The organism is Pseudomonas sp. GW821-FHT04D07 (genome assembly GCF_059420225.1).
This window is the reverse complement of sequence record NZ_JBWKTH010000001.1, coordinates 310,225-330,207: the sequence shown is the minus strand read 5'-3', so window position 1 is coordinate 330,207 and position 19,983 is coordinate 310,225. Positions and strand designations below refer to the sequence as shown.

The window sequence follows — 19,983 nt, the reverse complement described above, 5'->3', positions numbered from 1 at the left end:
CAGTTCCCGGACAGGCCAAACGGCTGGCTTGGCATGCGGCATTGGTGCTGCACACCGGCAGGAGGCTTACGTAAAGCCTTGGCAGCATCAGCTTTGAATGCTGCCCTCAAGTCAGTCGGTTTCGGGGTACGAAGAGGAGCCCAGCGCCCCTTTTCTTCCTTTTCTCAGCTCAACGCTGAAACATGGTTGATAGCGATAAGCCATCTAACGATAATCCGGCCTCCCTACACTCACGCAAGGATATGCCGTGAAAAAGTCCCTTCTGTTGCTCCCACTGCTCGCCCTGTTGCTGCAAGGCTGCGGTGTGACCATGACCCGCTACGAGCCGAGCTACGAAAACGTCCAACAACTCAAGCAAACTCCACCGCTGCAATCGATCAGCAATGCCGAGGTGAAAGCCGCCTCTGGCCAGGGCTCGCTGATGGTTCGGACTAACCCGATCCGTTCACCGAGCGGCAGCATCCCCCTGCATATTCAGCAGGCCATCAACGAAGAGCTGAGCAAAGCCGGCCTGCTGGATCCGCAAGCAGAGCGGCACCTGAATGTATTGCTGGTCAATAATGAGCTGACGGCAGGAGCCAGCACCGGTACCGGGCAGCTCTCTGCCCGCTTTACTTTGCTCAAGGGCAATGAGGTGGTCTATGACGCGACCAAGGACGTGAACCACGAGTGGAGCAGCAGTTTTTTCGGATTCATTGCGATTCCGAACGCCGCCAATGCCTACAACCCGATGGTGCGTGATTTGCTGAAGGCGCTGTACAGCGACCCGCAGTTCATTCAGGCCTTGAAGAAAGGATAAAAAAGGGCCGCTATTGCGGCCCTTGGTTTATCAAGCCCGTGGTACGCCGGAGTTGAGCGCCGAGTATTTCAGGCCATTGCTCTCGACCATTTGCTTGAGCAGCGCATTGACCTGGCGGCTGAACGTGTCGTTGATCGCCGCTTTCGGGGTATTGCCCATCAAAGGTACAAACCAGATCCCCATCCAGGTATTGATCGAGTCATGGTTGCTCGCATTGCTGATTGCCACCCCTTGTTGGTCAACCGCTTCGAGACTCATGGTGTATTGATCAGTGGCCAGCGCCGGGATGATCATGAGGCTGAGGCCACTGATAAAGCCCATGACCAGTTGGCCACCACCCGCCGGATGGTTGTAAACCTTGAGGTGCAGGTTGTAATCACCAGGCTGCTTCTGGAATTCGTCCAGCGTGACACGACTGAAGAGTCCGGAATCGTTCAGCACTTTTTGCAGTTCAGGCTTGAGCATCTCGCGCGCTTGCGGCACTTCAACGGCTGAGGCGCTTTTTGGCACACCTTGGTAGAACTTGAAGTCCACATACACATTCGGCTTGTTCGAATAGCTGGACATCGATGGCAGCTTCACCGGCGCCACTTCGTCCTTGGTGAAGCTCGCGCAACCACTCAGCCCGAGCACCAGGGCCAACCCCAGAATTTTTCCAATTTGCATGTCGACTTCCCTAATTGATGGCATAGCGCCTCCATGGCCGGAGCGCGGAACGGATTCTAGAGAGTCACCAGTAATAACAAAAGGCCATACTCGAGAAATCTGGCCAAATTGGAAAAAAGCCCCCAGCCTGGTCTTTACAAGGCCCACTCCGCGTGGCCCCATAACGTATTTTTGGCGCATAAGAATGGATATCGAGCTGGCTAAAACCTTTCTGGAAATCGTCAGATGCGGCAGTCTGATTGCCGCCGCGCAGCGATTGCATGTGACCCAGACGGCGATCACCGCCCGTGTGCAAAAGCTGGAAAGCAGCCTCAATAGCAAGTTATTCGTCCGCAACAAAGCGGGGGCCAAACTGACAGCGGACGGGGAAGCTTTCGTTGTCTATGCCAACCAGTTGGTACAAACCTGGGAGGCCGCGGTCAGGGATTTACCCCTGCCCGAAGGTTTCCACAAAATATTGCATATCGGTGGCGAAGTCAGTTTATGCAATCCGCTCATTCTGGATTGGGTTCGTGAAATCCAGAAATCCATACCGACGCACGCCATCAAAACGGAGATCAGGGACGGCTCAACGCTGTTACGACAATTGGAGCTTGGCCTGTTGGATGCGGCCTTGGTTTATCAACCGGCCTACTGGCCCGACTTGCAAGTCGAGCAGATTCTCGAAGAAAAATTGATACTGGTCCGCCTGATCGCCAAACCCGAGCCTTATGTCTACATCGACTGGGGCGTTGGCTTCCGGCACTCCCATGACGCGGCCTTGCCGGAAAAAGCAAAGGCAGCGCTTTCCTTCAACCTGGGGCCCGTCGCCCTGCAATATATTCTCGACAATGGCGGGTCCGGCTACTTCAGGACCCGTGTCGTGCAATCCTATATTGAAAGCGGCATTCTTGAGCGCGTCAGCTCCGCCCCTGAATTCAGCTACCCAACCTTCCTGGTCTATTCTCGTAGCCGATCATCGACCGAGCTGCAACTCGCCATCAAGCTATTAAAAGATATTGTCACCCGGGATAGCGATTGGTCCCAACGCTGGGATCCGCTGATCTGACTAATGCAGGTGCACAATCAAATCGCGGTGCAAGGCCGCGATCAAGTCTGTCTGTGTGATCACCCCGACAAATACGTCATTTTGCAGGACCGGAATACAGTGCAAGCCCTGCTTTGACAGTAACGGTATCAGCTCGACAATATGAGCCGTCGTCGTCACACAGGTCACGGGCGCCTGCATGATGTCTTTCAACAAGGTCTTTTTCTTGACCCCGAACACGCCAGGCAAACCGCTGCTCCGACTGGCTAGCGGGTGTTTGATAATATCCGTAAGGCTGATAATACCGACAATATGGTTTTCTTCATTCAGTACGGGCAAGGTTTTGATGTGGTGGTGCATCAGGATCCGCACCGCCTCTTTAATGGTTGTTTCCGGGGTCCCCGAAAGCACGTCCCTCGACATGATATGGGCAGCTTGAATATCCCCCATGCTCCGTCTTAACGCGTGCTTTTCGGTGGATCGGATAATGCTTTCCAGGTCCTCTTTCGTGACGTCAACAAATCCGTCAATATCCGCCAGTGCCGCGTCAAGGTCATCACTATTAAAACCGACCCGCTCGAACGGAGGGATATCCCGGGTGTGGTTGATCTCCGCCGATGGATTGAGATGGGCTTTGGGGTAGCGAACCCCGGTCAGATTATTGAATACCAGTGCACACCCCAAGAGAACTCCGGCATTCAGCATCACCGGATAAAAAACCTGCAGCCCCAAGGGGGCCAAATCGCTTTGAGACAGCACAACACAGAGCGCCACGGCAGCACCGGGAGGGTGCAGGCAACGAAGCATGAACATGCCGCCAATGGCCAATCCCACAGCGACGCTGGCGCTCAAGAAAGAATGACCGAGTAACGGTACCGCTATCAACGCGGCCACGGTAGCGACAAAATAACTGCCGACTATCGACCAAGGCTGAGCCAGTGCGCCCGTAGAAACAGCAAACAACAAAACGGATGACGCGCCTACCGGACCTATAAGATGAAGCGTCAGCTCCAGCCCATAGACGTATTGGCACACCAGGGCCGTAATAAGAACACCTGCCCACGCCCCGACTGATGCGCGCAACCATTCCCTGGGCCGGGTGTTCAATGGCGCCGGATAAAAACTCGACAAAACAGACTTGATCATTTTTCACACTGAATAAAAAAGGCTCATTAATATTAATGAGCCTGTGTACCGGGGGAGGCACGAAAAAGAGCATTCATTGGAATCAGGTCAGCATTTTGGCAACACTGGACATAGCTGACAAACGCAAAATATTGCTATTTGAATTCATTTTTTTTGATACCAAAATCCTCCACCCCTTCTTTCCTATCGTGTTTCAAGTAGCCACACCCCGGCCCCACCCAAGTGCTCAACTACAAACAGGGCATGGCAACCTAAAAGAGAAGGTTTTTCTGAAGCGGGAGACTAGCGGGTTGAGTGAGCCTTAACCCAATCACTCACCTTTTGCACTACGACGCTTTCGACGCCGTTGTAACCATGATGCGCCATGGCCTCACAAGGATTACCGGAATCATCCCCGCCCTCCACCGTGATCAGTTCCTTGGCCGGGACAGAGGAAAGCTGGCCAAGCAGCGTGGGCGCCAATGCATAGGGGGTGACATGGCAGCCATCGTTACGATGATGCACAACAAGCACAGGAACTTTGATACGAGACAGATCAAACGCGGTGACGCTGCCCACCCCGTCGAGAATACTTGAAGTCAGAACCACACCATCAAATAAACTGTCCGCCGCAAACTTTACACTCACCGAGACTGCGGAGGTCGTGCCACGGCTGGTACCAACCAACCATACTGGGATATTGGACTTTTTCTTCAGAAACTCGGCCACATAACGAATATCCTGAGCGTATCTGTAACTGTCGCGTTCAACCCCGTCGGAGGGCCTATCAACGACAGCAACTTGAAACCCTTGAGCCGCCCACTGATCCCGAGTCCGGACTAGAAAGTTATTCTTGCCCGTGCGGATATCGCCATTGTCATTAATATTGAGTCGACCCTCCCCGCCAGAAAACAAAATCAGACTGGCTCGCGGCTGATCGGGTGTAATCAGAACAAATCGTTCCGTTACCCCTGGCTGCGTAGGTAGGGTATTGGTGGTTTTAGTCGTCGCCGCCAACGTGGGAACGGAAACACAACTAATCAGCAGTATTCTGACAATCCAGGATAGGCGCAACAGAACAGCGCGACGGGTGAGCCTTTCGAAGAATTCCATGAACCACCTCTGACCTGTTCAGCTCCACTGGCGGGAGCCCCAATCATGATCACAGGTTGACAGGTCATTGGGCGGGCTTCAGGAAATGCCACATCGGTGGTGACTTTTTGATGAGTGACCACCGATCAGGCCTAGCCGCCTGAATCAACCGTTACTTCCCGTCAGCCTGCTTCTTCAAGGCCGAGATCAACGCGCCGTTCATAGTGGCCAACGATCCGTACAAGGTCGACAACTCACCATTCAGCGCAGTGACCTGCTGGGCCTTCTGCTCCGGACTCATGTTCTTGTTTGCCTGAAGCTGCTGCAATTGGGCCTGTTTCTCGGCGATCATCTTCTGCAACCGCTCGATCTGCTTGCGCAGTTGCTTGATGTGATCCGGCTCCGAGCTGGCCGCTTGGGCCTGATCGGCTTTGGACGCGCTGACCCCGGCACCGGACAGGTTGACTTTGACCCCTGTCGGGCTATCACTCGTTGCCTTGCCCTCTTTACCGGCATCGGTGGACTTCCCTGTGCCGAGCGGGGACGCTACGGGGACAACAGTGGGGGTATTGATGGTAACGCTGCTGATGGAAACCATGACAGACGCTCATTCAGGTTTAGGTCTCCTTGACATCGACCTGAACCCACCGAACTTTAGCGATATTGTACTAAACCAGATACAAACACCTACAATCGTCTCCCTCAGTGCGTCACCACGCCGCGCTTGACCCCATACATCGCCTCATCCGCATGCTTGAACAGTTGCTGGGCTTCTTCGCCATTTTCCGGATACAGCGCAATCCCGATACTCGCCACGATGCTCAGCTCGAAGGCCTCCCAGGGCACGGGCTTGCCAAGCAGGTGGCGGACCTTGTCGGCCACTCGGTTCGCATGCTCCGGCTGCTGCAAATGCTCCAGCAGGATGACGAATTCGTCGCCGCCGATACGCGCCACGGTGTCGGTCTCCCGGACACATTGTTGCAGGCGTCGAGCCACTTCCTGCAAAAGCAGGTCGCCTACCGCATGCCCAAAGCTGTCGTTGACCTGTTTGAATTTGTCCAGATCGACATAAAGCAGCGCCAGCAGCCCACCCTCGCACCGAGCCCGGGCCAACGCGGCCTTCAGACGCTCCTGGAGGAAAGCCCGGTTCGGCAGGTGGGTCAGTTGATCATAGCGCGCCATGTACTCCAGTCGTGCATGCAGTTGCTTGCGCTCGATAGCCGCCGCGACCTGGGCCGAGACGAATTGCAGCAGTTCCTGGTCGTGCTCGGTGTAGCGCTCGCCACCGCTGCTTTTCACCAGCAGTGCACCAATGGTGCCGTTCTGTGAATTCAACGGCACGCCCAGGCAGGAGGGTGCGCCTTCGATGTTCGACAGCAGCGGCTGGCCGCTGCGCACGACCTCGGCACAGTTACGGTCGACGGCGTTCGGCTCGCGCCGGTCGTCAACGAGGTAGGGGAAACTCAGTTGGTCGCGCTGTTGATCGTAAAGCGCCACGCAGAAGTTCTCCGCCGGCAACCACTCGCCGATGATCCGATGCACCCGCTGGAACAGCGCCAGCAGATCCTCGGTGGCGTGGGCCGCTTCGGAAATCGCGTAGAGCGCCGCTTGTCGGGACTCCGCCAGTTTGCGCTCGGTGATATCCCGGGCCACGGCGATGCGCAATTGGTCGACCTCGGACCAGCGCGCCGACCACATGATATGCACCACCTGGCCGTCCTTGCGCACATAGCGGTTTTCAAAATACGGCTTGGGCTGCCCTCCCATGATTTCGCAGGCAGCCTTGAGCGTGCGCTCCCGATCTGCCGGCAGCACCAGGTTGATCATCGGCAGGCCGATCAGTTCGTCCTGGGTGTAGCCGAAGATCCGCTCACAGGCGGCGCTGACAAAGACGAACCGTCCTTCGACATCCACCGCACACACGGCGTCCATCAGCAGGTCGATAAAGCTGGCCAGCGGTGTGACAGTCTTGGATTCCATCAGAAAGAGATCGCCCCAAAAAAAGTAAGCGTCAACGTCTATCCATGGAAATACCGGCTTCCTGCCCTCCCCTTGCAGCAGATTCAAGCCTTGTTTGGCATCAATCCCGGCAACGCATGGACTAGCGCGTTAACGGCAAAGCCGATAAACATCACGCCGCATAACCGGGTGATTATCAACTCGTGCCGCTGGTAAAACGCCCTGACCCGCCGAGCGCCGACAATACCGATGAGAATAGCGTATGCCACGACACCGCCAAGGAAACTGAGAAAAATCAGCCACGGCAGCATCGACCACTGCAACAGTTCGGCGCGACTGGAGAGCAAGGCGGTGAAGGTCGCGACCGCCACCGGGTAGGCCTTGGGGTTGGTCAGGCCGAACAGGATGCCGTGCGCGAAGGGTTGCCGCGCCGCGCCCTGGGGGGCCTCGGCACTGGAGCGCCGGCTGCGGATCGCCCGCAGCCCCAGCCAGAACAGGTAAAGACCACTGAGCACGCCAAGGATATCGAACGCGCTGCTGCCGATTTCCCGAGCACCGACAATGGCCACCAGCGCCGTACTGCACCAGATCACATCGCCCAACAGGTGCCCGCAGAGAAACCCCGCCCCAGCCAGCCGGCCACGGGCTGCGCCGATACCGAAAACCGCCAGCACGCCGGGCCCCGGGGTAATGCCATAGATAAAGCCGGAGGCGAGCACAGCTATGAGCAACGAAGCAGTCATCGGCAATTCCTCGGCGTGGGGCGGAATGGATCGAAGTCTATCAATCCCGCCGATCCAGCGCATTGACTACCAGGCGGTCGACCCAGCCCCACAGCCGCTGCTTGACCCGCCGCCACAGCGGCCGTGCCTTCCAGTCCTGCAGGCTGACTGGCTGGCTGAGGGCAAAATCAGTGAGGAAACTGGCTTCCACCGCCAGGGTCAACGACGGATCGAGGGCTTCGAGATTGGCCTCCAGGTTGAAGCGCAGGTTCCAATGATCGAAATTGCACGAGCCAATGCTGACCCAGTCATCGATCAGCACCATTTTCAGATGCAGGAAGCACGGCTGGTACTCGAAAATCCGCACCCCGGCCCTGAGCAGGCGCGGGTAATAGCGATGGCCGGCATAGCGCACCGACGGATGGTCGGTACGCGGCCCGGTCAACAGCAGCCGCACATCGATGCCGCGGTTGGCGGCCCGGCGCAGGGAACGGCGGACCTTCCAGGTCGGCAGGAAATACGGGGTCGCCAGCCAGATGCGCTGCTTGCCGCTGTTCAGTGCCCGTACCAGGGAGCGCAGGATATCCCGATGCTGCCGGGCATCGGCGTAGGCCACCCGGCCCAACCCCTGTCCAACCACCGGAACCCGCGGCAAGCGTGGCAGGCCGAAAGGCGCCAGGGGTCGCCAGGCAGCACGTTGCTCGTTGGCCAACCATTGACGATCGAACAACAGTTGCCAGTCGAGCACCAGGGGACCGCTGATCCGCACCATGACTTCGTGCCATTCAAAGCCCTCTTCACCCGGGGTCCAGAACTCGTCGGTCACCCCGGTCCCGCCGACCACGGCCAGGGACTGGTCCACCAACAGCAGCTTGCGATGATCGCGATAGAGATTGCGCACCCAACGGCGCCAGCTCAGGCGATTGTAGAAGCGCAGTTCGACCCCGGCCTCGATCAGGCGCCGGCGCAGACCCAGGGTAAACGCGAGACTGCCGTAATCATCGAACAGGCAGCGCACCCGCACACCGCGTTCGGCCGCCTCGGCCAGCGCCCGGACCATGGCCTCGGCACAGGCGCCGGCCTCCACCAGGTAAAGCTCCAGCTCCACCTGGCATTCGGCCCGGGCAATCGCTTCAAGCATCAGTGGGAAAAAATTCGGCCCATCGATCAACAGCTCGAAAGCGTTGTCAGCCCGCCAGGGGAAGATCGCGCCGGCCATGTCAGCGCGCCGCGAAGATCAGCACCGCGCCCACCGGTACCGACCAGCTGATGGCCGACAGACCGGCGGCCTTGCGCAATACCGCCAGCCCTGGCAGCAGCTCGAAGTCCTCGGCATGCAGTACCAACGGCTCCAGGGTCACCACTTGAAACCGTCGTTCATCCAGCCGGGTCGCCAGCAGCTCGGCGTTGTAGCTGTGCTCCTTGCCGCGCAGCTTCACCACCAGTGGCAGGCGCAGCTCCAGTTGCGCGCCAGGGGCCAGGTCGTTGATCGGCTGGACGTTGATCTGCGCGACGACCTGCGCCTCGGGCCAGGTCTTGATCTCGAACAGGTCACGACGCAAGCGCTCGTCACGCAGGGGAATCCCGGTGCTGACCGACTCCAGCTCAACTTCCAGGGTCGCTACGCCCTGGCGGTCGATCTTGCCGTGCAGGGTCAGGAAGCGGTGGACTTCGGAAATATCGGCGTTGTGGGTGGTGACAAAAGACAGGCGTGAGGACTCGTTGTCCAGGTACCAGTTGGCCTGGGCCGGCAGGGCGAGCACCCCGAGCAGGGCCAGGAATAGGCGGGACCGGTGCATGCAAGCTCCTGATTGGACGTAGGCACCACCTTACCCGCCCGGGATAAAGGTGGCAAACCACGGATCAGGGCTCCAGCCGGCAGCCCTCGTGCGGGCCAACCCAGACAGCGCTGCTGCTGCGTCCCAGCCCTCGGGCGGTGACCCGGTGCTGTTGCGGATCATCGTGGAAGTCGCTGACCGGCACCGACTGTTTGACGTACCCCAGGCAATAGTCCGCCGCATTGTTCATCACATAACGGCAGGAACAGTACTCCTTGGCGGTATAGGCACTGATGATCCCGGGAAAAGCCTGCAAGGCCTGCCGCTCATGCCAGGTCCAAACGCCCAGGGCAAACAGCAGCAGCAACAACAGGCTGACCAGCGGACGCCGGCGCACAAATCCCCGCGGACTCATGGCGCCACCGTCGGCGCGAACGCCGCCAGCGCTCGCTTGAGCAATTCGTTGTGGCGGTAGCTGCCGTCACGGTCATCGCCGTAGCGCACGATGACCAGGTCCGCGCTGGGGATCACATACAATACCTGGCCCCAGTGCCCGAGGGCGGCGAAGGTGTCCGGCGGCGCATCCGGCCAGGGCTTGGCGGCGCCCTTGATCGAGCGATTGAGCCACCACTGGCCGCCCCCCACGGCTTCGTCCTGGCCCGGTTTATAGCCGGCGAAGGGCCGCAGGTTGAAGTTCACCCAGGCCCTGGGCAGTAACCGCCGCTCACCCCAACGCCCCTCACGCTCCATCAACAGGCCGATTCGCGCCAGATCCCGGGCCGTCATATAGACGTAGGATGAAGCGACGAAGGTGCCACTGGCATCGCGTTCCCAGACTGCACTGCGAATGCCCAGCGGGTCGAACAGGGCCGTCCAGGGATAGTTCGGATAACGCTTGGCACCGACAATCTGGCGCAAGGCGGCGGACAGCACGTTGCTGTCACCGCTGGAATAACGGAAGACCCGCCCTGGCCGGCTGTACTCGCCATGGGCGGCGGTATAGCCGGCCATATCGGCGTGCCCCTGGGTATAGAGCATCGCCACCACCGATGACTTCAACGGTGCGTATTCATAGTCCTCCTGCCAGTCGATACCGGAGGACCAGTTCATCAGGTGTTCCAGGGTGACATGGGGATGGGCGCGCATGGGTCGGTAGAAGCGCGCCGCCGACTCATGCAACTGGAACAGGCCTTGGCCATAGGCCACGCCAAGCACGGTGGCCATCACGCTTTTGCTGACGGACCAGGTCAGGTGCGGGGTATTGACGCTGCTGGGACCGGCATACCGTTCGTAGACGATCTGGCCATGGCGGATAACCAGCAGCGCATCGGTACGGACACCTTTTCGTGTGGCATCGTCGCGGCCGGGGAAGGCGTAGGACTCCAGGGTTTCAAGGGCCGGTCCGGACACCTGCGGCCCCTGGGACCAATCTTCGCCCGGCCAGACCTCGGCACGCGCGGTGACGCTGAACGCCAGCAACAAGGCAGGAAAAAAGGTCGAACCCTTGGGCATGGAGCCAGCTCGCAGAAATAGCCTCGCGCCAGCTTAAGCGCGCTTGATGACAATCCTGGTGCAGGGGTTCTCCGGGGCCGAACACAGATCCTGAGCCTGGCTTGCCAGCCAAGCTTTTAGCGTTCTCAAGGACACCTTCGCGGAACTCCGGCAAGCCCTGCCCCTACAGGTTTTGTGGCGCATTCAAGATCTCGGCCCCCTGATTGGCCGGTCCCGAGCCCCTCCTGTCATATAAGCATCACCAAAGCTTCATGGCGATGACACCGGGGCTAAATAGCCTGACTTTGCACAACAAAGTCGACTGGCCGCACCCCTGGCCGGCAACCGGAGACTCGTAATGACCCAGATCGCCCGCATCAGCGACACCGGCAGTGAACGCCGCCTGCAAGCCGAACGCCTGCTGGGCGCCACGGCGTTGCAAGAAGCCCAAGCCTTGCGCTTCAACGTCTTCAGCGGCGAGTTCAACGCCAAGCTCAAAGGCGCTGAGCTGGGCCTGGACATGGATGATTATGATGTGCACTGCGCCCATATCGGCGTACGCGACCTGAGCACCGGCCGCCTGGTGGCCACTACCCGCCTGCTCGACCACAAGGCCGCCAACACCCTGGGCCGTTACTACAGCGAAGAAGAATTCAGCTTGCACGGCCTCGGCCATCTGCAGGGGCCAATCCTGGAAATCGGCCGCACCTGCGTCGACCCGGCCTACCGTAACGGCGGCACCATCGCCGTGCTCTGGGGCGAACTGGCCGAAGTCCTCAACGCAGGCGGCTACAGCTACCTGATGGGCTGCGCCAGCATCTCGATGCAGGACGGCGGGATCCAGGCCCAGGCGATCATGCAGCGCCTGCGCGAACGCTACCTGTGCACCGAACACCTGCGCGCCGAACCGAAAAAGCCGTTGCCATCACTGGATATTCCCGGCAACGTCATCGCCGAAATGCCCCCGCTACTCAAGGCCTATATGCGCCTGGGCGCGAAGATCTGCGGCGAGCCGTGCTGGGATGAGGATTTCCAGGTAGCCGACGTGTTTATCCTGCTCAAGCGCGACGAGTTGTGCCCACGCTACGCGCGGCACTTCAAGGCGGCAGTCTGATGAGCCGCCTACGGGTGTACGGTCGGATAGCCCGGGTGCTGCTGGTGGTGGCGCTCGGTCTGAGCATGGCCAGCGTCTTCGGGGTGTTCGAACGCCTGAGGGTCGCCAATTCCATGGTGCGGCGGCAACGCTGGTCGCGCTTTTTCATGGCGCGCCTGAGCAATGCCCTGCCCTTTCGCGTCACCGTACGTGGCGAGCTGCCGAGCCAGCCGATGCTGTGGGTCAGCAATCACGTGTCCTGGACCGATATCGCCCTGCTGGGTGGCCTGACCCCGCTGTCCTTCCTGTCCAAGGCCGAAGTACGAACCTGGCCGGTGGCGGGCTGGCTGGCCGCGAAAGCCGGCAGCCTGTTTATCCGCCGTGGCTCGGGTGACAGCCAACTGATCCGCAAACAGATGAGCCGTCATCTGGAACAGCACCACCCGCTGCTGATGTTTCCGGAAGGCACCACTACTGATGGTCGGTCGCTGCGTACCTTCCACGGCCGTCTGCTGTCGGCGGCGATCGATGCGGATGTGGCGCTGCAACCAGTGGCCATTCGTTATCTGCGCGACGGCAAGCCCGACCTGCTGGCCCCGTTCATTGGCGACGACGACCTGCTGTCGCACCTGATGCGCCTGTTTTCCAATGACCAGGGCGATGTGGAGATCCAGATACTCGAACCGATCACCTGCAACGGCCAGGAACGCGCGGTACTGGCCTTCCAGGCGCAGCAGGCGGTACAGATGGCATTGTTTGGTGAAGTCGCTGAAGTGAGGCGTTCGGTAACGCGTCAGGCCGAAGCCGCCTGATAAATCTGGAACATTGAAAACATCGCACTACCTGTAGGAGCCAGCTTGCTGGCGATAGCTATCTGATAGTCGACAGCGTAGTCGCCTGAGAAATCGCCATCGCCAGCAAGCTGACTCCTACAAAGGATCGCGTTCATTCAGGGAGTGAGCGTGGGAAAACGCCTGCAACTCGGGATAGAACAGCCGAAAATCCTCGCTCAACGGCTCATACAGCCCTTCCAGCTCGCGCATCGCATGCGCCAGTTCCTCGGGCCGCGACAAACGCCGCGAAATGCCCCGCAGCACCTGCTCCAGCACCGCGAAATCACGGTAGGAACCCAACCAGTCATTGGCCGCCATATAAGGTGCGATCTCGGCCAGGCGCCCAGGTAGATTCCGCTGGTTTTCCAGCACGCGATAGACCTGGGCGGTAAAGCTGTCCAACTCGCCTTCGGCATAGAGCGCCCAATCCCGCGCCAGGCAATGGTCGAAGAACACATCCAGGACAATCCCGGCATAACGCCGCCGCGTCAGGGAAAACCGCGACAGGGCCTGCCCCACCAAGGGGTGCCGATCGGTAAACACATCGATGTGGCGATGCAGTTGAATCGCCGCTTCGATCGACGGGGTGAACTGCCCTTGCACGCGACCTTTGACAAAGTCGCCATAGAGGCTGCCGAGCAGTTGTTCCGGGCGCTGGCCGCCCAGATGCAGGTGTGCGAGATAATTCATGAGCGACAGCTTAGCACTCCGCCGGCCTATATCGTTATAACCCGATATAGCGAATAACGCTGAGATCAGATCAAAATCATATTGGTGTATCGCGAAATACCGATATATATTTCGCCCCATCGCGATATAACGTTTTATCCACCCTGAGCAACGACCATGCCCCTTGACCTCGACGAAATAATAAAAGCGCTGGCACACCCAGTACGCCGAGACATTCTCAGCTGGCTGAAAGACCCGAAAAACCAGTTTCCCGAGCAGTACCACAACCACGAGTACGGTATCTGCGCCGGACAGATCGACCAGCGTTGCGGCCTGTCGCAATCCACCGTCTCCGCGCACCTGGCGACCCTCCAGCGCGCCGGGCTGATCACCAGTCAGAAAGCCGGCCAATGGCACTTCTTCAAACGCAACGAGGAAACCATCCAGGAGTTCCTCCGCATCATGAGCCAAGAGCTCTAATAAGGACCGCACAAGATGCCCCTCTCGTTACTGATCCTGGCCCTGAGCGCTTTCGCCATCGGCACCACCGAGTTCGTCATCATGGGCCTGTTGCCCGATGTGGCGGCGGACCTCGGCGTGTCGATTCCCGGCGCCGGCTGGCTGGTGACCGGCTACGCCCTCGGCGTGGCGATCGGCGCGCCGTTCATGGCCTTGGCCACTGCGCGGCTACCGCGCAAGGCGGCCCTGGTCGCGTTGATGGGGATCTTTATCGTCGGCAACCTGCTGTGCGCCATCGCCAGTGACTACAACGTGCTGATGTTCGCCCGGATCATCACCGCCTTGTGCCACGGTGCCTTCTTCGGTATTGGTTCGGTGGTGGCGGCCAACCTGGTGGCCCCGGACAAGCGCGCCTCGGCGGTAGCCCTGATGTTCACCGGCCTGACCCTGGCCAACGTGCTCGGCGTACCGCTGGGTACCGCACTGGGCCAACAGGCCGGCTGGCGCTCGACTTTCTGGGCGGTGACGGTGATCGGCGTGATCGCGCTGATCGGCCTGATTCGCTACCTGCCGGCCAAGCGTGACGAGGAAAAACTCGACATGCGCGCCGAACTGGCCGCACTCAAGGGCGCCGGGCTCTGGTTATCCCTGAGCATGACCGCACTGTTCGCCGCCGCCGTGTTCGCCCTGTTCACCTACATCGCGCCGCTGCTCGGCGAAGTGACCGGCGTCTCGCCACGGGGCGTGACCTGGACCCTGGTGCTGATGGGCCTGGGCCTGACCGTCGGCAACATCATCGGCGGCAAGCTGGCGGACAAAAACCTCGCCGCGACCCTGATCGGCGTGTTCATCGCCATGGCCGTGCTGGCCACCGTGCTGACCTGGAGCAGCCTGCTGCTGATCCCCGCCGAACTCACCCTGTTCCTCTGGGCCACCGCCTGCTTCGCTGCCGTACCGGCCCTGCAGATCAACGTGGTGACCTACGGCCAGGCCGCGCCCAACCTGGTCTCGACCCTGAACATCGGCGCCTTCAACGTCGGCAACGCCCTCGGGGCCTGGGTCGGCGGCAACGTCATCGCCCACGGCTTCGGCCTCACCCGCGTCCCCCTGGCCGCCGCGGCACTGGCAGTCCTCGCACTGCTGGTGACCCTGATCACCTTTCGCCAGAACAACAACGACGAACTCGCTCCTGCTACCCACTGACTCCTGCTATCAACTGTTACCCACGAGGTTTGTACACATGGCAACTCTTTTCGATTCGATCAAACTGGGCGACCTGGAACTGCCGAACCGCATCATCATGGCCCCACTGACCCGCTGCCGTGCCGATGAAGGTCGCGTGCCCAACGCGCTGATGGCCGAGTATTACGTACAGCGCGCTTCCGCCGGTCTGATCCTCAGCGAAGCCACCTCCGTGGCGCCGATGGGCGTCGGCTACCCGGACACCCCGGGTATCTGGTCCAACGACCAGGTGCGTGGCTGGGCCAACGTGACCAAGGCCATCCACGCCGCTGGCGGGCGGATCTTCCTGCAACTGTGGCACGTCGGCCGAGTGTCCCACCCTTCATACCTGAACGGCGAACTGCCGGTCGCGCCGAGTGCCATCCAGCCCAAGGGCCATGTCAGCCTGGTGCGCCCACTGTCGGACTACCCGATCCCGCGCGCCCTGGAAACCGCTGAAATCGCCGACATCGTCGACGCCTACCGCGTCGGTGCGGAAAACGCCAAGGCCGCCGGTTTCGACGGTGTGGAGATCCACGGCGCCAACGGCTACCTGCTCGACCAGTTCCTGCAAAGCAGCACCAACCAGCGCACCGACAACTACGGCGGCTCCGTGGAAAACCGCGCGCGCCTGATGCTCGAAGTGACCGATGCGGTGATCGAAGTCTGGGGTGCCGGCCGCGTCGGCATGCACCTGGCGCCACGCGCCGACTCCCACGACATGGGCGATGAGAACCTCTCGGAAACCTTCACCTACGTCGCTCGCGAACTGGGCAAGCGCGGTATCGCGTTTATCTGCTCCCGCGAGAAAGAAGCCGGCGACAGCCTTGGCCCACAACTGAAGGCGGCCTTCGGCGGCCCTTACATCGCCAACGAACGCTTCACCAAGGACAGCGCCAACGCCTGGCTGGCCAGCGGCAAGGCCGATGCGGTGGCCTTCGGCGTGCCGTTCATCGCCAACCCGGACCTGCCCGCCCGCCTGCAGGCTGATGCGCCGTTGAACCCCGCGCACCCGGAAACCTTCTATGGCAAAGGCCCGGTCGGCTACATCGACTACCCGACGCTGTAAGCAGCACCCGGCAAGCCCCGCCAACAGAAAGCCCCGGCCCGCAAGCGCCGGGGCTTTCTGTTGGCGATGGCAGGGCAACCGCCTTCAACTCGCCGCTTTATTGAAGTGACCCACCTCTATTGAGGAATAAGCCTACATACGGTACTGCCCTTTGCTCGGGGTATTTTCGGTAACAAACCCCATACTTACCCAGTGCCCCGCCGGAATCGGCCAGGCACGCAGTGTCATGGGATGACGCTGCCTCAAAGACCTCATTAAAAGGAATTAATCAGATGACTCCCCTCTTGCAGTCCATCAGCCTCGCCCTGTTCTGCGCCGTGCTCTCGGGACTGATTTCTCTCGCCGCCTTCGCCACCGGCACCTCTGGCATCGCCCCCCTCGGACCTGGCGCGTCAGAACCCGAGCCGGCAAAATCGGGCGTTTCCAAAATAGTCACCTCCATCGAGATCAGCAACGACTCCCCCGACGCCCTCGAACTGCTGGGCACCGGTCTCGACCTGGGCGGCGCTGCGCCATCGAGTTTCAACATCGCCAGTGGCGAGCGCCGGGAACTGGTACTGGACGGTCCGAGGGCCTGGTTCATCTATGGCGCCGGGTCGCGCAAGTGTCGCTTCGTCGCCCAACATAGCCTGCAGGAACGCTTCGCCAACACCCAACATCCCAACTACCTGCCCATCTGGATCAGGAAGGCCGAGTCCATCGGTGAGCGCCAGGCCTCCTGCAAAGCGCGCCTGAGTAAAACCCTCAAGGCGCCGCCCTACAGCTACAACGTCAAGTTCAGTATGAGTTGAGTGGCACAGCGGCCACACTGAACGACGATTGCGTTGAAGATCTCGATAAACCATTGGCGCGGAAAACGCCCCTCTCGCCGCTGGCCAGGTTCTCAGCGCGTGCGCTGGCCCCAGGCCGCCGCGAGCCCACTGAGGCAGATCACCGAAATGCCCACTACGCCGAATGCATCCGGCGTGTGATCGAAGATCAGATAGCCGTACATCCCCGCGAAGAGAATCTGCCCGTAACTGAACGGTGCCAGCATCGCTGGCGCCGCATGCCGGAACGCCTGGGTCAACAGCATGTGGCCGAGCATGCCGCAGGTGCCCAGGCCAAGCATGAACAGCCCATGCCCCCAGGTGGGGGTAGTCCAGAAAAACGGCAGCAAAGCCGTCATGATCAGACTATTGAGGATACCCGTGAGAAAGTTGCTGGTAGTCGGGCTGTCGACACCGCTGAGCATCCGCGTCAGCAATTGATAGAAGCCAAAGCACAGGGCCGAACACAGTGGCAGGGCTACCGCCGGGGTGAACAAGGCGCCACCAGGGCGGACCACGATCAGCACGCCGACAAAACCAGCGATCACCGCCGCCCATTGGCCACGACCGACCCGTTCCCCCAATAGAGGCACGGACAAAGCCGTCACCAGCAAGGGCGCGAGAAAGTTGACCGCCGTGGCTTCGGCCAAGGGGATGTAGCGCAGCCCCGTGGTGAAAAACAAGCTGGTGCCGATCAGGCACAACGCCCGCAGCAACTGCAGGCCTGGCCGTTGGGTACGCACCACGGCGGAGAAGCCGCTGCGGGGCACAAAGATCACCAACATCAACAAGGTATGCACCACGTAGCGGGCCCAGACCACCATGACGATGGGATAGAACCCGGACAGGTACTTGGACAACGCATCGTGGCTGGCAAACATCAGCACCGCCAGGCCGATCAGGGCTATGCCCTTGAGCGGCTGCTCGGAACCCTTGTGCAACAAATCGGGCACACTCATTCACAAACTCGCAACACATTCGCTACAAAATACGTAGCTTACTAACTACCAAGATAGAGCGGTCGGGTAGATAATGGTCCGCTGCTGTCCGTCGATACAGCGCGTCAACTCTACTCGCGTCCGATTCTGATACAACTAGAATCAATTACGCATTTTGCCTTAATTGCGCAGGCCAGGACTCAAGCGCAGCATGTCCAGCCCGGTATCGACCAGACGTTCCGCTTCCGATTGCAGCTCAAAGCTGTCGGAGACCAGCAGCCATTGAGCAATAATCCCATGGATATACGCGTGTATGGCGATGGCGGCGCGGGGAGGGTCGAGATCTCCCGGCAATTGCCCGCGGGCAACGGCATTACGCAGGGTCAAACCGATCTTCAGATTGCAGTCCACACTGGCGGCCTGGCGCTGACGGCGCAGGTCACACATTTCATCGGTGAACTCGCACTTATGAAACAGAATTTCGTTGATTCGCCGGGTCTGGGGGTCCAGCGCAACCTGACGAAGCACATGAATCAGCAACGTGCGCATGCAGCCCAGCGGATCAAGTTCTTCTTCGCTCTCGCTCGCCCGGGCCAAGGTATCCAGCGGTTCGTGGAGGCTGTCGAGCATCGCCTGCACCAGTTCGGCCTTGTTGCTGAAATGCCAATAGATCGCGCCCCGGGTCACCCCCGCCAGAGTCGCGATATCGGCCAGGGTCGTGCGCGCCACACCTCGCTCATAGAAAGCTTTTTCGGCAGCTTCAAGTATCTGTCTCCGGGTCTCCTGAGCTTCCTCTTTGGTGCGACGGACCATGGCAGTAAAACCTCAATCAGGGTGCCGCGGACGAACGCCGGGCTTAATCGGAACTTAATGGCGGGAGGCGATTGTTGTGCCTTTTCCCGGGCTAAATCACATGCTTTGTAACTATTTCCGCGCAAAGCGCAAGTATTTACAAACAACCATGAATGTAAGTATATTCATTAGCAACCTATTTATCCACCCGGACCACCTTTCTTACCCTTCCACTTTTCTTGTGCGCATCGTGCGCGCCTGACCCGAGGATTTTCATGCAACTCAAGCCAGCTGTTACCGCTCTGGTCACCGCCGTCGCCCTGGCATCGCTGCTCAGCGGATGTAAAGAGGAAAAGGCTGCTGCGCCAGCCGCTCCTCCCGCACCTCAGGTCGGCGTCGTTACCCTGCAAACCCAGGCTTTTACCCTGACCTCCGACCTGCCCGGTCGCACCACGGCGTACCGCATCGCGGAAGTCCGTCCACAGGTCAATGGCATCATTCTCAAGCGTCTGTTCAAGGAAGGTGGCGATGTCAAAGCCGGCCAACAGCTGTACCAGATCGACCCGTCGGTCTATGAAGCGACCTTGAAAAGCGCCGAAGCGAACCTGCAATCGACCCGTTCGATTGCCGATCGCTACAAGCAGCTGGTCAACGAACAGGCCGTCAGCCGCCAGGATTACGACACCGCCGTCGCCAACCGCCTGCAATCGGAAGCGGCCCTGCAAAGTGCCCAGATCAACGTGCGTTACACCAAGGTGTACGCGCCGTTGTCCGGGCGTATCGGCCGTTCTTCGGTCACCGAAGGCGCACTGGTCAGCAGCGGTCAGAGCACTGCCATGGCGACGATTTCGCAACTCGACCCGATCTACGTCGACGTGACCCAGTCCACCGCCGAACTGCTGCAGCTGCGTCGCGAGCTGGAAAGCGGTCGCCTGCAGAAAGCCGGCGACAATGCCGCCTCGGTCAAGCTGACCCTGGAAGACGGCAGCCAGTACAAGCAGGACGGCAAGCTGGAGTTCTCCGAAGTCACCGTGGATGAAACCACCGGCTCCGTGACCCTGCGCGCGGTGTTCCCGAACCCGGATCACACGCTGCTGCCCGGCATGTTCGTGCATGCCCAGTTGCAGGCCGGTATCAACAGCGCGGCAATTCTCGCCCCGCAACAAGGCGTGACCCGCGACCTGAAAGGCACCCCGACCGCGCTGGTCGTCGGCCCGGACAACAAGGTCGAGCTGCGTCAGCTCAAGGCCAGCCGTACCGTCGGCAGCCAGTGGCTGATCGAAGACGGCCTGAAAGCCGGCGATCGGGTGATCACCGAAGGTCTCCAGTTCGTCCGTCCTGGCGTTGAAGTCAAGGCCAGCGAAGCCACTAACGTGAAGGCAGCCAACCCGGCACCTGCCCCGGCAACAGTTAAAGCCGCGGGCAGCAAAGGGGAGTAAAC

At 60.1% G+C, this 19,983-nt stretch carries 22 protein-coding genes; 9 read left to right on the top strand and 13 right to left on the bottom strand.

What is annotated here, in order from left to right; genetic code table 11:
- Window positions 1-247: 247 nt before the first annotated feature.
- The gene (locus tag AC07T0_RS01515; protein WP_494999533.1) at window positions 248-799 is read left to right on the top strand and encodes a hypothetical protein; all 552 of its coding nucleotides are present in this window, start codon (window positions 248-250) and stop codon (window positions 797-799) included.
- Between the two features lie 30 nt (window positions 800-829).
- Here AC07T0_RS01515 and AC07T0_RS01510 read toward each other — a convergent pair whose 3' ends face one another.
- Window positions 830-1,465 carry a hypothetical protein gene (locus AC07T0_RS01510; protein ID WP_494999532.1) on the bottom strand — a complete coding sequence of 212 codons (636 nt, stop codon included), beginning with the start codon at window positions 1,463-1,465 and terminating at the stop codon, window positions 830-832.
- 184 nt (window positions 1,466-1,649) lie between these two features.
- Here AC07T0_RS01510 and AC07T0_RS01505 point away from each other — a divergent pair, with 184 nt between their 5' ends.
- On the top strand, window positions 1,650-2,513 hold the full coding sequence (locus tag AC07T0_RS01505) for a LysR family transcriptional regulator (protein WP_494999531.1): 864 nt from the start codon (window positions 1,650-1,652) through the stop codon (window positions 2,511-2,513).
- On the opposite strand, the gene AC07T0_RS01500 is transcribed toward AC07T0_RS01505, so the two are convergent.
- The 9 genes from AC07T0_RS01500 to AC07T0_RS01460 all read right to left on the bottom strand — a co-directional run bounded on the left by AC07T0_RS01500 (window position 2,514) and on the right by AC07T0_RS01460 (window position 10,680).
- Complete coding sequence (locus AC07T0_RS01500; RefSeq protein WP_494999530.1) at window positions 2,514-3,638, bottom strand: HPP family protein; 1,125 nt, start codon at window positions 3,636-3,638, stop codon at window positions 2,514-2,516. It abuts the gene before it with no gap.
- Between the two features lie 282 nt (window positions 3,639-3,920).
- Window positions 3,921-4,730 carry an alpha/beta hydrolase gene (locus AC07T0_RS01495; protein ID WP_494999529.1) on the bottom strand — a complete coding sequence of 270 codons (810 nt, stop codon included), beginning with the start codon at window positions 4,728-4,730 and terminating at the stop codon, window positions 3,921-3,923.
- Between the two features lie 151 nt (window positions 4,731-4,881).
- Window positions 4,882-5,307 (bottom strand): hypothetical protein, encoded by a 426-nt coding sequence (locus AC07T0_RS01490; protein ID WP_494999528.1) that lies wholly within the window; start codon window positions 5,305-5,307, stop codon window positions 4,882-4,884.
- Window positions 5,308-5,411: 104 nt separating this feature from the next.
- The gene (locus tag AC07T0_RS01485) at window positions 5,412-6,689 is read right to left on the bottom strand and encodes a diguanylate cyclase domain-containing protein (protein WP_494999527.1); all 1,278 of its coding nucleotides are present in this window, start codon (window positions 6,687-6,689) and stop codon (window positions 5,412-5,414) included.
- 83 nt (window positions 6,690-6,772) lie between these two features.
- Entirely contained in the window at window positions 6,773-7,411 is a 639-nt protein-coding gene (locus AC07T0_RS01480; protein WP_494999526.1) for a LysE family translocator, read from the bottom strand.
- A gap of 40 nt (window positions 7,412-7,451) precedes the next feature.
- On the bottom strand, window positions 7,452-8,609 hold the full coding sequence (locus AC07T0_RS01475) for a phospholipase D-like domain-containing protein (protein ID WP_494999525.1): 1,158 nt from the start codon (window positions 8,607-8,609) through the stop codon (window positions 7,452-7,454).
- A gap of 1 nt (window position 8,610) precedes the next feature.
- Window positions 8,611-9,189, bottom strand: coding sequence for a YceI family protein (locus AC07T0_RS01470; RefSeq protein ID WP_494999524.1), 579 nt, complete (start codon window positions 9,187-9,189; stop codon window positions 8,611-8,613).
- A 64-nt stretch (window positions 9,190-9,253) separates the two neighbouring features.
- Complete coding sequence (locus AC07T0_RS01465) at window positions 9,254-9,583, bottom strand: amidase (RefSeq protein WP_494999523.1); 330 nt, start codon at window positions 9,581-9,583, stop codon at window positions 9,254-9,256.
- On the bottom strand, window positions 9,580-10,680 hold the full coding sequence (locus AC07T0_RS01460) for a serine hydrolase domain-containing protein (protein ID WP_494999522.1): 1,101 nt from the start codon (window positions 10,678-10,680) through the stop codon (window positions 9,580-9,582). Before AC07T0_RS01460 ends, AC07T0_RS01465 begins: the two co-directional genes overlap by 4 nt.
- 337 nt (window positions 10,681-11,017) lie before the next feature.
- Here AC07T0_RS01460 and olsB point away from each other — a divergent pair, with 337 nt between their 5' ends.
- A complete protein-coding gene (olsB, locus tag AC07T0_RS01455) occupies window positions 11,018-11,773 on the top strand; it encodes an L-ornithine N(alpha)-acyltransferase (RefSeq protein ID WP_494999521.1) in 756 nt (251 codons plus the stop codon).
- Complete coding sequence (locus AC07T0_RS01450; RefSeq protein ID WP_494999520.1) at window positions 11,773-12,564, top strand: lysophospholipid acyltransferase family protein; 792 nt, start codon at window positions 11,773-11,775, stop codon at window positions 12,562-12,564. The genes olsB and AC07T0_RS01450 overlap by 1 nt, the downstream gene beginning before the upstream one ends.
- 117 nt (window positions 12,565-12,681) lie before the next feature.
- Here the strand turns inward: AC07T0_RS01450 and AC07T0_RS01445 are convergent, their stop codons facing one another.
- Window positions 12,682-13,275 (bottom strand): acyl carrier protein phosphodiesterase, encoded by a 594-nt coding sequence (locus AC07T0_RS01445; protein ID WP_494999519.1) that lies wholly within the window; start codon window positions 13,273-13,275, stop codon window positions 12,682-12,684.
- Window positions 13,276-13,431: 156 nt separating this feature from the next.
- Here AC07T0_RS01445 and AC07T0_RS01440 point away from each other — a divergent pair, with 156 nt between their 5' ends.
- The 4 genes from AC07T0_RS01440 (at window position 13,432) to AC07T0_RS01425 (ending at window position 16,794) form a co-directional block, all read left to right on the top strand.
- The gene (locus tag AC07T0_RS01440; protein WP_494999518.1) at window positions 13,432-13,734 is read left to right on the top strand and encodes an ArsR/SmtB family transcription factor; all 303 of its coding nucleotides are present in this window, start codon (window positions 13,432-13,434) and stop codon (window positions 13,732-13,734) included.
- Window positions 13,735-13,749: 15 nt separating this feature from the next.
- Window positions 13,750-14,916, top strand: a complete 1,167-nt coding sequence (locus tag AC07T0_RS01435; protein ID WP_494999517.1) for an MFS transporter — start codon at window positions 13,750-13,752, stop codon at window positions 14,914-14,916.
- A gap of 37 nt (window positions 14,917-14,953) precedes the next feature.
- A complete protein-coding gene (locus tag AC07T0_RS01430; protein WP_494999516.1) occupies window positions 14,954-16,003 on the top strand; it encodes an alkene reductase in 1,050 nt (349 codons plus the stop codon).
- Between the two features lie 272 nt (window positions 16,004-16,275).
- Window positions 16,276-16,794, top strand: coding sequence for a hypothetical protein (locus AC07T0_RS01425; protein WP_494999515.1), 519 nt, complete (start codon window positions 16,276-16,278; stop codon window positions 16,792-16,794).
- 92 nt (window positions 16,795-16,886) lie between these two features.
- On the opposite strand, the gene AC07T0_RS01420 is transcribed toward AC07T0_RS01425, so the two are convergent.
- Together AC07T0_RS01420 and AC07T0_RS01415 are read right to left on the bottom strand one after the other, a co-directional pair.
- Window positions 16,887-17,771 (bottom strand): DMT family transporter, encoded by an 885-nt coding sequence (locus AC07T0_RS01420; RefSeq protein ID WP_494999514.1) that lies wholly within the window; start codon window positions 17,769-17,771, stop codon window positions 16,887-16,889.
- Window positions 17,772-17,930: 159 nt separating this feature from the next.
- Window positions 17,931-18,563, bottom strand: a complete 633-nt coding sequence (locus AC07T0_RS01415; RefSeq protein WP_494999513.1) for a TetR family transcriptional regulator — start codon at window positions 18,561-18,563, stop codon at window positions 17,931-17,933.
- A 254-nt stretch (window positions 18,564-18,817) separates the two neighbouring features.
- On the opposite strand from AC07T0_RS01415, the gene AC07T0_RS01410 reads away from it, so the two are divergent.
- Window positions 18,818-19,981, top strand: coding sequence for an efflux RND transporter periplasmic adaptor subunit (locus AC07T0_RS01410; RefSeq protein ID WP_494999512.1), 1,164 nt, complete (start codon window positions 18,818-18,820; stop codon window positions 19,979-19,981).
- Window positions 19,982-19,983 lie beyond the last annotated feature (2 nt).